Source organism: Dolichospermum circinale AWQC310F, assembly GCF_000426925.1.
Lineage (GTDB): Bacteria > Cyanobacteriota > Cyanobacteriia > Cyanobacteriales > Nostocaceae > Dolichospermum > Dolichospermum circinale.
The window spans coordinates 42,316-55,720 of the sequence record NZ_KE384684.1 but is presented as its reverse complement, the minus strand read 5'-3'; the positions used below and the strand labels follow the sequence as shown (position 1 = coordinate 55,720).

Here is a 13,405-nt window from a genome sequence, read left to right as displayed (position 1 = left end):
TTGACGTATAAAACCGAAAAATTGCTGAAACTCCCCTCTTTGGGGCTCTGCGGCTCTGCGTGAAAAAAATCATAAATTTTCTGGTAAAGTCAGAATTTCCACCCCAGATTCCGTCACAGCAATGGTATGCTCAAATTGGGCAGAAAGCAAACGATCCTTGGTTACCGCAGTCCAACCGTCACTAAGCATTTCCGGCTCATAAGTTCCTTCATTAATCATTGGTTCAATAGTAAAAACCATACCGGGTCTAAGTTTTTTACCTCTACCCCTAATGCCATAATGAGGAATATCGGGTGCTGTATGGAAAACATTACTAATTCCATGGCCGACAAAATCCCGCACCACGGAAAAGCCGAAAGACTCAGCATATTCTTGAATAGCCGCCCCAATATCCCCAATTTTCGCCCCTGGTTTCACCTCTGCGATTCCTAATTGCAGACACTTGTGTGTCACTTCTACCAATTTTTGGGCTTTTGGAGAAGGACTACCAACCAGAAATGTTTTTGATGTATCACCATGATAACCATCCAGAATGGGTGTCACATCTATATTAATAATGTCCCCATCTTTGAGAATTTGTTTAGCATTGGGAATACCGTGACAAATTACCTCATTTACACTAGTACAAATTGACTTAGGATAACCTTTATAACCTAAAGGAGCGCTTTTTGCTCCGTGCTTTTGCGTCCATCTTTCCGCTTCATCATTTAATTGTAAGGTACTTACTCCTGGTTTCACCAAAGGTTCTAGATGTTGTAACAATTTAGCAGCCAAGCGGCCAGCGCGACGCATTTTTTCTATTTCCCGCTGGGATAAAATGACTATAGTTTCTGTTTTCATCAAATTTTAATTTACTCTTTTAAAAATACAGTTAACCCAGTCGTTGCTGCTCTATAAGTAGCATCTGCTACCTTGAGGGCATACAAACTTTGTTCTGGAGTGATATATAAAGGACTAGCATCAAATAAATAGTCTAATACCATAGTCGTATCTTTGGCAAATAAACCCCGGCGTGTACCCACTTCAATTAACTGCGTTTCTTCCCCTAATATTAACATTGCTGTATCACCATCGAGAATTATCCCCCCATTTTCACCATGAACCTCTAATTTACGTTCTGATTGCCACAAAGTTTCACCCTTGCCATAAACTATTTGTGCCAATAAACCACTGTCAAAGCACAACTGGGCTGAACAGAAACAGGTTTGGTAATAATCTGGTTCAATTTGCCAATATCGTTGATGACAGTTAACAGTAAAAACTTCACCAAACAAATCAATCAGACGATTTAATCGGGATAAAGCCCCAATTAAGGGAAAACCAAACATTTCATGATTATAAGTCCATTTGCGCGGTGCTGGATGCCGAGGATTCAGGGTACTATGGCGAACATAAAACAAATCACCCAGTTGATATAAGTGTTGTTTTAACGTTTGATGCCAACCCCCCAGTAATTCAATGTGTTCGACGTGCAATAGCTTATTGACTGTTTTTGCTAAAATGATCAGTTCTTCGGCTTCCTTGACATCTACAGCCAGGGGATATTCAACAATTACGTGCTTACCCCTTTCCAAAGCAGCGCGGGCAATTTTGCCATGATCTTGATTAATAGTGCATAAGACCACCAAATCCAAATCTTCCCGTTCTACTAGCTGTTGCCAAGAACTCATAGCCTCAATTGCGTATTCTTGGGCTAAAATAGTTGTTCTTTGGGGATTACCAGCTATAGCTATTAAATCACTGCGCGGATCTTGTCGCAATGCCTCAGCCCTAAGTTTAGCAGCATAGCCGGTACCGACTAAACCCACCCGCAGACCATTTGTGGATAAAGGTAGTTTACGATTATACATGATTTATCACCAGTTTTCAATGTTTGGGTTTAATGCCATGTGTATTTTATCAACAGGTCAGCATTAGGAAATGTCTGACTTTATAAGTACCATAAATATTTCCATTTCCTGACTCGTCAAGTCCAGGTTGACATCTATACTAAGTCAGGACTTTATATAACAAAAACTTATTAATCTTCTGTAAATAAATTTCATTTCTAATCGGGCTTAATTTTCTGTTATAAATTTTAACTTTTCCCTTAGTATCAGAATTGGAGCAAATTCAAACAAGTGGCTAATTCTATCAGAATAGCCTTATTATTTGCATCAAAATAACTTATAGAGCCGATTTCACAAGAGAGGATAATTAAATGGCTACTTACAAAGTGACACTTATCAACGAAGCCGAAGGTTTAGACACAACTATTGAAGTTGACGATGATGTATATATTTTAGATGCAGCGGAAGAAAAAGGATTAGACTTACCCTACTCCTGTCGCGCTGGCGCTTGTTCAACCTGTGCAGGTAAAATCAAATCCGGTACTGTTGACCAATCAGATCAGTCTTTCTTAGATGATGATCAAATCGAAGCTGGATATGTTCTGACTTGTGTTGCTTATCCTACTTCTGATGTTGAAATCTATACCCACAGAGAAGAAGACCTTTACTAAGCTTTAGCTATCTGGCTATTAGCAACAAGAATTGAGTCCGGGGATTGGGGATGATCTACTGAGTCAGAGTTTCTACCAATTCCCCAGTTTCTTGCTACCTTTAATTTTAGTAAGCTGTTACCTGTACGAGTAACTTCATTCACAAATATAGTCTCATTCCATCAGTACCACATATTTTCATCAGTCATACTCGCCCAGGTCAGGACTTTATATAACAAAAACTTATTAGTTATAGGTAAATAAATTTCATTTCTAATCGGGGTTGATTTTCTGTTATAAATTTTAACTTTTCCCTTAGTATCAGAATTGAAGCAAATTCAAACAAGTGGCTAATTCTATCAGAATAGCCTTATTATTTGCATCAAAATAACTTATAGAGCCGATTTCACAAGAGAGGATAATTAAATGGCTACTTACAAAGTGACACTTATCAACCAAGCCGAAGGTTTAAACAAAACTATTGAAGTTAAAGATGATGAATATATTCTAGATATTGCTGAAGAACAAGGATTAGACTTACCCTACTCCTGTCGCGCTGGCGCTTGTTCAACCTGTGCGGGTAAAATCGTTTCCGGTACTGTTGACCAATCAGATCAGTCTTTCTTAGATGATGATCAAATCGAAGCTGGATATGTTCTGACTTGTGTTGCTTATCCTACTTCTGATGTCACTATCGAAACCCACAAAGAAGAAGAACTTTACTAAGCTATAGCTATCCGGTATTAGCAACAAGAATTGAGTCCGGGAATTGGGGATGGGCTACTGAGTCAGATTTTCTACCAATCTGCCAATTACTTATTGCCTTTAATTTTAGTGCCAGGATAATAAAATTCTAGAATCTTGGCGCTAGACCAACCTAATTTGGCTAAATTCTGAGCGCCTGTTTGACTCAAACCCACGCCATGTCCTAAGCCACCACCGATAAAAGCATATCCCCAAATATTCCTTTGTCCTTTGTTAAGAGGTTGAATATAAAAAAGTGTGCTAATAGGTGCTGCAAAGGCACTGCGAACTTCATCTTTTTGGAGAGTGAATATACCGATATCTGTTTTCACAGCTAATTTTAAAATTCTACCACTGGAACTCCGTTGAACGATAGACATGGACTGAATTGTTTGGAATTTGCTATCAGGGCTTTTTTTAGCACGTAAAAATTTTTGCAAGTCTTTGGTAATTGTATTGATATCAGTTTCTCTGCGCCAACGGAATACATCCCATGTACTCTCATTAAATCCGTCCTTCAGGGCGATAAATTTCTGGAAATTCTGATCATCTGCTAAATTCTGATTAGACAAGTTCCAAATATTACTATTAGCAGCGTCTATAACTGGTTTTAAATACGGACGGTCTTCACCATTCCAAATATCACTAAAGTTAGCAGTTACGCCACCTGTAGTGGAAGAATACAAAGCATCAACTATTTCATTATTATAAGTAAGTACCTGACCCCTAGTAGAGGCAATGGCTTGATCTGTATTTTTGGCAACTCCGCTGAGTCCTTGATAAACTTGACAGTGAGTATCAGCACATAACTGATAATTATCTACTGCAAATCTGCGGACATTACGTAAGGCATAGGTGCGAGCAATAATGGCTTGTGCTTCTAGGGCTGCTTTTGGCGCATTTGTACCAATTTCATGGGGTAAAACTCCACGGATATAGGTTTCTAATGGTACTGTATTGACTAAGGTGTAATTCCCGTAAGCATTGGGCTGTAAAGTCATTCTTCCCCCATAGTTCAAGTTTTTTTGGGGGGTTGTTTCGGTTTGATTACCTGCCTTGACCTTAATTATCTCTTTACTTGTACTTACTTCTAGATAATTTGGACTGTACTTTTTACCATTGACATTCCAAGTAATTTTTGGTACTTGTTGGCGAATATTTGTGGCTAAATAAGCATTTTGATCGCCAGATGTTTTTATACTTTGTAATAGCAAACGGCGAATTAAGGGAGTGCTGTAAACGTCCCGTTTTGCCCATACTTGCCAGCGTTCTGGCTGGGCTATTTCCACTTCTATACCCTGAGAGCGCCAGTAGTTGGCACTATCTTCGGCTGTTTCAAAGGTACGGAAGTCACCCAAAACTAATACTTCCTTAATCTCCCGTTGGATCAAGGTTCTCATGACTGTTGTTAACTGGATGGGTTGGTCGGTAGTTAAGGTTTGCTGCTGATTACCGGCGACAAATTTTAATGTTAAGCGATCGCCTTTTGTGGGTGCTAATTCTAATTTGTCGGTGGGTTTAGCCCCAAATCGCTGCACAATGCCAATTTTTAATTCTACATCCTGATTCTTGCTTACTGGTTCTGATGCAGCAGTCAATCCCAATAAACACAGGGTTGTGATTAATCTGTAGGAAGAACGCCAAAAAAATATTTTCATGAAGACTAATTCTAATTACCCCTATGCTATCGGCAAGATTTTCAATAATTAACCCTTTTGCCTATTACCTAATTATATGTTTTTCGCTTATACGCTTTTATTATACTATTACGCCTTTTGTAAAAGTCATTATCTTCAAAGGATGCTCAGAAGTTGACTGGAAGAATAAAGTCATATAAAGGTTATAATAGCTATTATTGCCTTATCCCCTGTCATCCATGTCCCCAGCTGACTTCACCCAGAATTTGCAAAATTTAATGCAAAAGGTCGGTTTTGCCAGTTTTAAATCCTTGAGTCTAGCTGCTGGTGTTTCTCAGTGGCAAATTTTGCAGTTACGGAGGGGAAAAATTCGGCAGATGCGAGTGGAGATATTACTCAAATTATCACAGGTTTTGCAAATATCTGGGGGTGAATTGGCAGAAACTTTTGGTGTTCAGAGTTTTTCATTGAAAACAGCAAAAACTCAGCGTGAAGATTATAATATAGACTTATTACAACAAATAACAGAATTACAAAATGAGCATAAAAGAATATCGTTGTCAATGTTACAACAAAGGGAATTATTACAACAGGAATTTCAGCGGTCAAGTTTACAAATATTAGAATCTCTGCTGCTACAATGGCCAACAGCGGCTTATAGAGCTAGGGAGGATCACCAGTTAGCAGCGGTAAAAATATTACCGTTAGTGGATAAGCCTTTAGAAGCATTATTACAGGCTTGGGGTGTGAGAGCGATCGCTTCTGTGGGTGCGGAAATTCCCTATAATCCACAATTGCATCAATTACTGGAGGGAACAGCACAACCAGGAGAGATTGTTAAGGTACGTTATACAGGCTATATGCAATATGATCAGTTGCTATATCGAGCTAGGGTAAGTCCGATGTAAAGTTTATTTTCTATTGATAAATAGATCAGAAACTCTTGAAGTTTCTTGTTTTATTTTTCAGAAACTTTCATGTATTCTTAATTAAATAACACTTGATGTTTTTGTTGACTAAATAGGGCTTGCTGAAAAAGTTGTCTGTGAGGGGAGGGAACAGGGAACAGGGAACAGGGAACAGGAAACAGTTTTAACTGTCTGGATATCTTCAATTTTCCAAATCCAACAAATAAAAATGCACTTATTTTGAGACACCATTAGCCAAAACCTTGCACTTTTTTGTGGTAAAAATCCGCGAAACCCTTTATTAATAAATGGTTTTAGGTTTATATGGCTAACGCCACGCTACGCTATCAGCAAGCCCTAAATAGACTAAATATTTTTTATATTATCTAAATATTTAGTATATAATAACAACATCACAATCAGAACATTCTTAAATTAAATCAAGATTAGGATATTATGAATCAGCAGGTAAAAGTGATTGTCATCAGCGGTAACTTTAATGCTAGTACATCATCAGAATTTCATAAAAATATTCAAGAGGTGATTGCTAGTGGCATCAAAATTGTATTGATTGATTGTCATAGTGTCACCTTTATGGATAGTTTTGGTTTAGGGACTCTGGTTGTAACATTTAAAATGTTGGAAGCATCTGGGATCAAGATGGTTATTTGTTCGAGTAATGAGCAAGTGAAGATGCTATTTGAATTAACTGGTATGGATAATAAATTTACAATTGTTCCCAGTCAAGAAGCATTTGAAAATCTTTTAGTTTCTGCCAGTTAATTAATCAAATTTAACTTGGAGAATAGATAAATCATCCTCAAACGTCTCTTTGGAGTTTAAGTTAATTAAATAATCCAGTATATAATCAAGTTGGTTCTCAACAGAATACTGTAAACTAATGAAAATCTGAATTAAACCTTCTAAACTCCAAAGAGTACCATTTGCTTGAGTAATTTCATAAGCACCATCACTAAAAATATAAAGGATGCTAGATTTTTCGATATAACAAGAAGCATCAACATACTTGGCTTCAGGAAACATCCCCACCGGCATTCCCGGTGTTTTTAATCTTTTTACTTCTGTATTAATAGGAGAGTTCCCAGCAACAATAATTGCTGGTGGATGGCCAGCGCTAGAGTATGTTAACTGACGACTAACTCGATTATAAACTCCATACCAAATCGTCAAATATTTATCATTTTGATAATTCATTTGAAAGGTATTGTTTAAAGCCGCTAAAACCTGGCTAGGTTGATAGTAATTTAAATCCTTGAGAGCGCGGGAACGTAATAGATTTAATACAGAAATAGAGGGTAAAGTTGCTTTCAGTCCATGGCCAGCAGCATCTAATAAATAGATGGCTAAAGAATCAGCATCAAGCCAATTATAGTCAAAACAATCCCCACCAAGTTGCCGGGATGGCAAAAATTTGAACTTGATCTTCAAAGGGTTATTTAGAGGTAGAGGTAAAAGGGATTTTACATATTCTGTGGCCTCGGCTAATTCTGTTTCTAAAAGTAGCTTTTGGGTATGTAAATCCTGACTTAATTGATGTAGACGTAAACCGGCTCTGACCCTTGCTTGTAGTTCATTTTGTTCAATAGGTTTGGTGATGAAATCATCAGCACCAGCATCTAATCCCTTGACTCGATTAGCGACTGAATCTAAAGATGTTAATAAAATAAAAAATGTGGTGGATAATCTGGGATCTTTTTTAACGCGATCGCACACTTCTAAACCACTCAAACCGGGCATAATCCAATCACATATAATTAGGGCTGGAGGTGAATTTAAGGTTTTTAAAATTCCTTCTTCTCCCGTACTAGCAGTAATCACTTCATAACCTTGTTTTTCTAAAATTCTTTTCAGAAATATTTGTACAGAGCGATCATCATCAATTACTAATATTTCAAACATGGGATATTACTGAATATAATTAAAATTATATGTTTGATTTGTCTCGCGCAGAGGTACAGAGAGTAGGAGTTTTAGATATTTCCCTCTTTCCCTACATTTGATGTAATTTATATGCAAATAACCTGGGATATGATGACAGTTTGAATAAATATCAATTACAATAACTTTGCTTTTTTGTAGCTGGGTTTGAGGGAGGGTAAAACCCAATCAAGGGCTTTGACAAGCTGAAGATATTGAATGAGAATCATGAAAGGGGATTTAACCAAAATAGCATAACTTCTTTTAGTTGATTTAGATCTCGATAAACTTCTTGTTTTAACCATTGTCCTAAAGCATCAAAAGGACTGAAAGAAGTTCCAGGTTGCCATTTAATATCTTGTCCTAAAGGTGTGGTATGATTTCCTGATAAAGTTTGTGTTGTTATCATATTGGGAAAGAGTTTTTGTAAAATTCTTGTTAAGTCTGCTGATTGATCTAGAGTATCTTTATTAAATCTGATTAATAAATTCCGCCGAATTTGATAACTTTCGCGTACTATCTGGTTAGTTTCTGCGGGTGTAGGTGTAAATTCAATGTCTAATTGAGAATTTAATTGAGAATTTAACTGTTCTACTAAGGGTATAGCTTCATTCGCAGCAAAGTTATTAAAGGAGATTAAAATATTACCAGCACGTTGTACTGAAAAAAGACTACCAATAAGTAAATGCAGTTTACAACCCATACTATGTCCTATTCCATAGGTAGGAAGGTAAATTTTCCGTATTTCTCCTGATTCTTGTAACCTTTCTAGGGTGCGTTCAAAGTTAATTAATACATTTTTGGCGATCGCTATATGATCCAATGTGTTCACGAAAGGTGTCGCAATCACTACATATCCTTTAGCAGCGAGATGTTCGAGTAACCAACGATAGGTTAAATGTGGTAAAGTAGCTACAAATGCACCACCTAAAAAATGAATAATCCCTACGGGGTGACGGGGAATAATGACCCAATTACCTCTAATTTCTTGCCAGTTCATTGCTAAAATTTATTAATTGTCTAATGATTGTATTCTGATTTTAACTCTTATTTTGCAACTTTTTCATTTCCTGTTGCACATCTAAGGAAATTTGCAAAGCTTCATTTAATAATTTACCATGTTCTGTGGCTTCTTCTGTAATTTGCATTGAGGCTAAAGCTGCTAAATTATTAACAAATAAATCGGAATTGGTAATAATAAAAGTTCTGTTCTCTCGCAAAATTCTCTCGGTTTTTAAAGCGCGGATTAAATCATTCCTCGTTAGTTCCAGTGCTGCTAATACTTTTTCTCTTTCTTGAATACTCACTCCTAAATTACCAGCATCCTCGATTTGGTCATTAATATCTATAGCTTTAATCACGGAATTATATCTTTCTACATCATTTAATAAAATCCGTAAAGAATTTGTCTGATGTTGTTTGAGAAACCTACTTTTTCCTTTCCACAGAAAATACAATATAGTTTGTATACTTCCCCCTGTCCATAAGGTAAATACAATCAATGGTATCCAAAATGATGATTTTACCAACAGATATATAAAAGCGCAAATAGAAAGTCCTGCAAAAACTAAGGTTGGATTTTCTGTTTCTTTAACTTTTTTTAGCAATTGTCTACTTAATTCCTGAATAATATCGGTAATAATTATTAATTTATTATTAACAGGTAAGTTAGTCAATTTTTGCAGTTCGTCATGACTAATATCCAATTCCTGTAAATCATCTCGCATAGTTACTAAATCCTTAACATACTAGTGATTTAGTTTAATATAACAATTGAATTTCTCTAATGGCTATAGATAACTCTTAATTCTGTTGATGATAACTATCTATATATCATTTCCTAGTCTAGGAAATCATTTTGACCTCTATTTTAATTAAGATATAATTAAGAAATTTGTAACAAATAGCTCATACAGTGTCCCATTAAAAAATAGACCACCAGCATTGCTACTGCGGCTAATGCCACTATCATACCAGCTAACATGAAAGAAAATTCTTTATGCTCAAAAGCTTTTTCCATCAGGTGTAGAGACCATGCTACAAGCGCCACATCAAAGATTAAAATAGGAATCAACATATTTCTTAATATTTCTTCATAGTAGTACCATTATCTTAACACTCTTTCAGAAAACTGTGTTTGATGTTCGACGGCGGTAGTTGGTCGCTATGATCTGATATCAAGCAGGAAGACGAACAGGAACATTACGTTCTTGCAAATAATTCTTAATTTGTGCTACGCTGAGTTGTCCGAAATGTAACAATGATGCTAACAGTGCGGCTTCCGCTTTACCTTGAGTTAAAGCAGTGTGAATGTGTTCACAGTTTCCAGCGCCACCAGAAGCAATGACAGGAATTTCTACAGCATTAGCGATCGCTTTTGTCAAGTCCAAATCATAACCAGCTTGAGTACCATCAGCGTCCATACTTGTAACTAATAATTCTCCAGCCCCCCTTTTTGTTACTTCTTTAGCCCACTCTAAAGCATCTATACCAGTATTCTCTCTACCACCGCGAACATATACATCCCAGCCCGGATTCTCGGTATCAGGTCTGCACCTAGCATCAATAGCTACAACAATACACTGATTTCCAAAGCGATCGCTGGCTTGATTAATTAAATCTGGGTTTCTGACCGCCGCAGAATTAATACTAACCTTGTCAGCCCCCGCTCGTAATAAATCTTTAACATTTTCTAAGGTTTGAATTCCTCCACCCACGGTCAAGGGAATAAAGACCTGTTCAGCAGTGCGGTAAACCACATCAATAATCGTGTTTCTGTCTTCATGAGTGGCCGTAATATCTAGAAATACTAACTCATCAGCACCGGCTTGATTATAAACCCTGGCCAGTTCTACCGGATCACCCGCATCCTTGAGATCAACAAAGTTAATTCCTTTGACAACTCTGCCAGCTTTGACATCTAGACAAGGTAAGATTCTTTTAGACAACATAATACTTTTTTGCTCCTGGTAATTGCTAGGAATTTTAATTGTAAAGGCAATTGGGGAATAGATGACAAGAGTGGATCAAGATCCAATGGGTCTTGTCCAGACTCAAATATACTAAAGGAGGTATGGGTGTAATTGCAAAATGGGACTGAATAATTATCAATTACTGTTTTAGTGTTCCGGGTTAAAACTGAAAATTTTCAGAATTACTAAGTAGGTTGGCCTTAAAAATTGTCGTTATGACAAGGGAACAGGGAACAGGGAACAGGGAACAGGGAACAGGTTTTGAGCAACTTTACTTTTTGTTACTTATGTCGTTTTTTTCATTCACCTACTTAACTATCAACTCTGTCAGTAGTGATGCAAAATCAATTGTATATTTACAATAGAGAACAGGCAACAGGGAACAGGGAACAGGGAACAGGGAACAGGGAACAGGTTTTGAGCAACTTTACTTTTTGTTACTTATGTCGTTTTTTTCATTCACCTACTTAACTATCAACTCTGTCAGTAGTGATGCAAAATCAATTGTATATTTACAATAGAGAACAGGGAACAGGGAACAGGTTTTGAGCAACTTTACTTTTTGTTACTTATGTCGTTTTTTTCATTCACCTACTTAACTATCAACTCTGTCAGTAGTGATGCAAAATCAATTGTATATTTACAATAGAGAAACCACCAATAGAGAGTAAAGAAACCACCAATAGAGAACAGACAAGAAATCCAGATATTTTTTGATATTTTTTGTTTCTAAAATAGAGAATTAATTGGACTCAAATACTTATCTACTAGGTCAGATAAATTACCTTAAAAAGTAAATACAAATGTTTATGTAAACATTTATATTTTTTGGCATTGTCACTGGATTGAAAGTAACCGTAAATATCCTATACTGGTGTTAGATCCTGACTGCTGTAAAGGTTTAGCGGTACTAAATCCCGATTTCTGAACTTCTGAATTACCGAAAATTATGGCAATTATCTCCTCCAAAAAACAGCCTCCAGAACCCAACAAAGAAGTAAAACAGCCACAGAAATCAGCCAAAGTACCTGCTGCTGAAAATCTGTTACAGTCAGAAGCTGCTATTAATGAACAAGGTAAACCAGAAGAAAGTATACGTCCCCAGCGTTTTGCTGACTACATAGGACAACAGGATTTAAAGGATGTTTTAGATATAGCCATTAAAGCAGCTAAGTCAAGGAATGAGGTCTTGGATCATTTGTTATTGTATGGACCTCCGGGTTTAGGTAAAACCACAATGGCCATGATTTTAGCATCAGAAATGGGAGTAAACTACAAAATTACCAGCGCCCCAGCTTTGGAAAGGCCACGGGACATTGTGGGGTTATTGGTCAACCTCAAACCGGGAGATGTGTTATTTATAGATGAGATTCATCGTCTATCCCGGATGACAGAGGAGATATTGTATCCAGCGATGGAAGATTACCGCCTAGATATTACCATAGGTAAGGGTTCTAGCGCCAGAATTAGAAGTATACCTTTATCTAAATTTACCTTAGTAGGTGCGACAACTCGCGTCGGAGCTTTAACTTCACCATTACGCGATCGCTTTGGCTTAATTCAAAAGTTACGCTTTTATGAAGTTGAAGAACTAACTCAGATTGTTCTCCGCACTGCTGAATTATTACAGACCGCAGTTAGTTTAGATGGGGCTACGGAAATAGCTAAACGTTCACGGGGAACACCAAGAATTGCTAACAGACTTTTAAAAAGAGTCCGTGATTATGCGGAAGTAAAACTCTTAATAGAAATTAATGAAGCTGTAGCATCAGAAGCATTACAGTTATTTCAAGTTGATCCTTGTGGCTTGGATTGGACAGACAGAAAAATGCTCAGTGTAATTATTGAAAACTTTAATGGTGGTCCAGTGGGTTTAGAAACCATTGCTGCTACTACGGGGGAAGACACCCAAACCATTGAAGAAGTTTATGAACCGTATCTAATGCAAATAGGTTATTTAAGCCGAACACAAAGGGGTAGAATAGCGACAAAAGCAGCTTATCAACACATGGGTTTTAAGCCATCTAAGGAGCAGTTATCATTATTGTAAGTGGATTAAAAGTAAAAATCTAAAAATCTAGATGCCTTACTTCTTAAATAAGTCGGTTATCTACTATAATCACTACTTGACAAGTAACACCAGCAAAGATGAATAATCACCATTATCTAAAAGTTAGCGAGTATGTATGCTTAGGGTTGTCAATATTAGGAATAATAGTAGCTACAGTGACGCAACAAGTAGCTTATGGGTTTATTCCCTTGTGTTTAAGTGTGGCTTTAAATTTAGTTAATCATCCTCAGTTTAATTATTCCCAATTACAGACAAATTTGCAAAATACAGATAAAGAATTTGATCAACTAAATAAAACCATGAATACATATAATCAACGACTAGAACAAATCGAAACTTGGAGACAACAATTAAGTCAAATTATTGACCAGAGGATTGAGATCGCAATTAATCAAATTTTGGGAAAAATCGAGGCTGATAAACAAGAAATTAGTCAAATTATTGACGAGAAAATTCAAATTACAATCCAAAAATTGAGTACAGAATTTAACGCAGTTAATCAAGAAATTCAAATTGTCAATAATCGTTTACAGCAATTAGATACTTCCCTAGAAAACTTGAGTTCCCATCTTGAAAAAGATGAATATTTAAACAATATTGCTGAATTGAAAACTGACTTATCATCACTTAATCAACAGATACAAGTCTTTAATTCT

At 36.6% G+C, this 13,405-nt stretch carries 16 protein-coding genes and 1 pseudogene; 8 read left to right on the top strand and 9 right to left on the bottom strand.

Annotated elements, in window-relative coordinates; all coding sequences use genetic code 11:
* Positions 1-69: 69 nt before the first annotated feature.
* Together map and ACIR310F_RS0111965 are read right to left on the bottom strand one after the other, a co-directional pair.
* A complete protein-coding gene (gene map / locus ACIR310F_RS0111970; protein ID WP_028084036.1) occupies positions 70-840 on the bottom strand; it encodes a type I methionyl aminopeptidase in 771 nt (256 codons plus the stop codon).
* An 11-nt stretch (positions 841-851) separates the two neighbouring features.
* Positions 852-1,850, bottom strand: a complete 999-nt coding sequence (locus ACIR310F_RS0111965) for a Gfo/Idh/MocA family protein (RefSeq protein ID WP_028084035.1) — start codon at positions 1,848-1,850, stop codon at positions 852-854.
* Positions 1,851-2,200: 350 nt separating this feature from the next.
* Here ACIR310F_RS0111965 and ACIR310F_RS0111960 point away from each other — a divergent pair, with 350 nt between their 5' ends.
* Positions 2,201-2,500: a ferredoxin gene (locus ACIR310F_RS0111960; protein WP_028084034.1), complete on the top strand. Its 300-nt coding sequence runs from the start codon at positions 2,201-2,203 to the stop codon at positions 2,498-2,500.
* Here ACIR310F_RS0111960 and ACIR310F_RS25590 read toward each other — a convergent pair.
* On the bottom strand, positions 2,497-2,643 hold the full coding sequence (locus tag ACIR310F_RS25590) for a hypothetical protein (protein ID WP_155963778.1): 147 nt from the start codon (positions 2,641-2,643) through the stop codon (positions 2,497-2,499). The two genes, ACIR310F_RS0111960 and ACIR310F_RS25590, sit on opposite strands and share 4 nt — an antisense overlap.
* 262 nt (positions 2,644-2,905) lie before the next feature.
* Between ACIR310F_RS25590 and ACIR310F_RS0111950 the strand changes: the two genes are divergently transcribed.
* Complete coding sequence (locus tag ACIR310F_RS0111950; RefSeq protein WP_028084033.1) at positions 2,906-3,205, top strand: ferredoxin; 300 nt, start codon at positions 2,906-2,908, stop codon at positions 3,203-3,205.
* A gap of 86 nt (positions 3,206-3,291) precedes the next feature.
* Here ACIR310F_RS0111950 and ACIR310F_RS0111945 read toward each other — a convergent pair whose 3' ends face one another.
* Entirely contained in the window at positions 3,292-4,881 is a 1,590-nt protein-coding gene (locus ACIR310F_RS0111945) for a SpoIID/LytB domain-containing protein (RefSeq protein WP_028084032.1), read from the bottom strand.
* A 218-nt stretch (positions 4,882-5,099) separates the two neighbouring features.
* On the opposite strand from ACIR310F_RS0111945, the gene grpE reads away from it, so the two are divergent.
* A complete protein-coding gene (gene grpE / locus ACIR310F_RS0111940; protein ID WP_028084031.1) occupies positions 5,100-5,768 on the top strand; it encodes a nucleotide exchange factor GrpE in 669 nt (222 codons plus the stop codon).
* 456 nt (positions 5,769-6,224) lie between these two features.
* Entirely contained in the window at positions 6,225-6,551 is a 327-nt protein-coding gene (locus tag ACIR310F_RS0111935) for an STAS domain-containing protein (RefSeq protein ID WP_028084030.1), read from the top strand.
* Here ACIR310F_RS0111935 and ACIR310F_RS0111930 read toward each other — a convergent pair whose 3' ends face one another.
* The 5 genes from ACIR310F_RS0111930 to hisF form a co-directional block, all read right to left on the bottom strand.
* Positions 6,552-7,688, bottom strand: coding sequence for a PP2C family protein-serine/threonine phosphatase (locus ACIR310F_RS0111930; protein ID WP_028084029.1), 1,137 nt, complete (start codon positions 7,686-7,688; stop codon positions 6,552-6,554).
* 244 nt (positions 7,689-7,932) lie between these two features.
* The gene (locus tag ACIR310F_RS0111925) at positions 7,933-8,706 is read right to left on the bottom strand and encodes a DUF1350 family protein (protein ID WP_028084028.1); all 774 of its coding nucleotides are present in this window, start codon (positions 8,704-8,706) and stop codon (positions 7,933-7,935) included.
* Positions 8,707-8,746: 40 nt separating this feature from the next.
* Positions 8,747-9,433: a hypothetical protein gene (locus ACIR310F_RS0111920; RefSeq protein WP_028084027.1), complete on the bottom strand. Its 687-nt coding sequence runs from the start codon at positions 9,431-9,433 to the stop codon at positions 8,747-8,749.
* Positions 9,434-9,591: 158 nt separating this feature from the next.
* Positions 9,592-9,783, bottom strand: a complete 192-nt coding sequence (locus ACIR310F_RS0111915; protein WP_028084026.1) for a hypothetical protein — start codon at positions 9,781-9,783, stop codon at positions 9,592-9,594.
* Positions 9,784-9,883: 100 nt separating this feature from the next.
* On the bottom strand, positions 9,884-10,657 hold the full coding sequence (gene hisF / locus ACIR310F_RS0111910; RefSeq protein WP_028084025.1) for an imidazole glycerol phosphate synthase subunit HisF: 774 nt from the start codon (positions 10,655-10,657) through the stop codon (positions 9,884-9,886).
* Between the two features lie 236 nt (positions 10,658-10,893).
* On the opposite strand from hisF, the gene ACIR310F_RS25585 reads away from it, so the two are divergent.
* The 4 genes and pseudogenes from ACIR310F_RS25585 to ACIR310F_RS26260 form a co-directional block, all read left to right on the top strand.
* The gene (locus tag ACIR310F_RS25585) at positions 10,894-11,043 is read left to right on the top strand and encodes a hypothetical protein (protein WP_155963776.1); all 150 of its coding nucleotides are present in this window, start codon (positions 10,894-10,896) and stop codon (positions 11,041-11,043) included.
* A complete protein-coding gene (locus ACIR310F_RS27345; protein ID WP_269208361.1) occupies positions 11,015-11,149 on the top strand; it encodes a hypothetical protein in 135 nt (44 codons plus the stop codon). Before ACIR310F_RS25585 ends, ACIR310F_RS27345 begins: the two co-directional genes overlap by 29 nt.
* Positions 11,150-11,627: 478 nt before the next feature.
* Positions 11,628-12,728, top strand: coding sequence for a Holliday junction branch migration DNA helicase RuvB (gene ruvB, locus ACIR310F_RS0111905; protein WP_028084024.1), 1,101 nt, complete (start codon positions 11,628-11,630; stop codon positions 12,726-12,728).
* Between the two features lie 98 nt (positions 12,729-12,826).
* Positions 12,827-13,405 (top strand): annotated as a pseudogene (locus ACIR310F_RS26260) (WD40 repeat domain-containing protein); the annotation flags it as partial.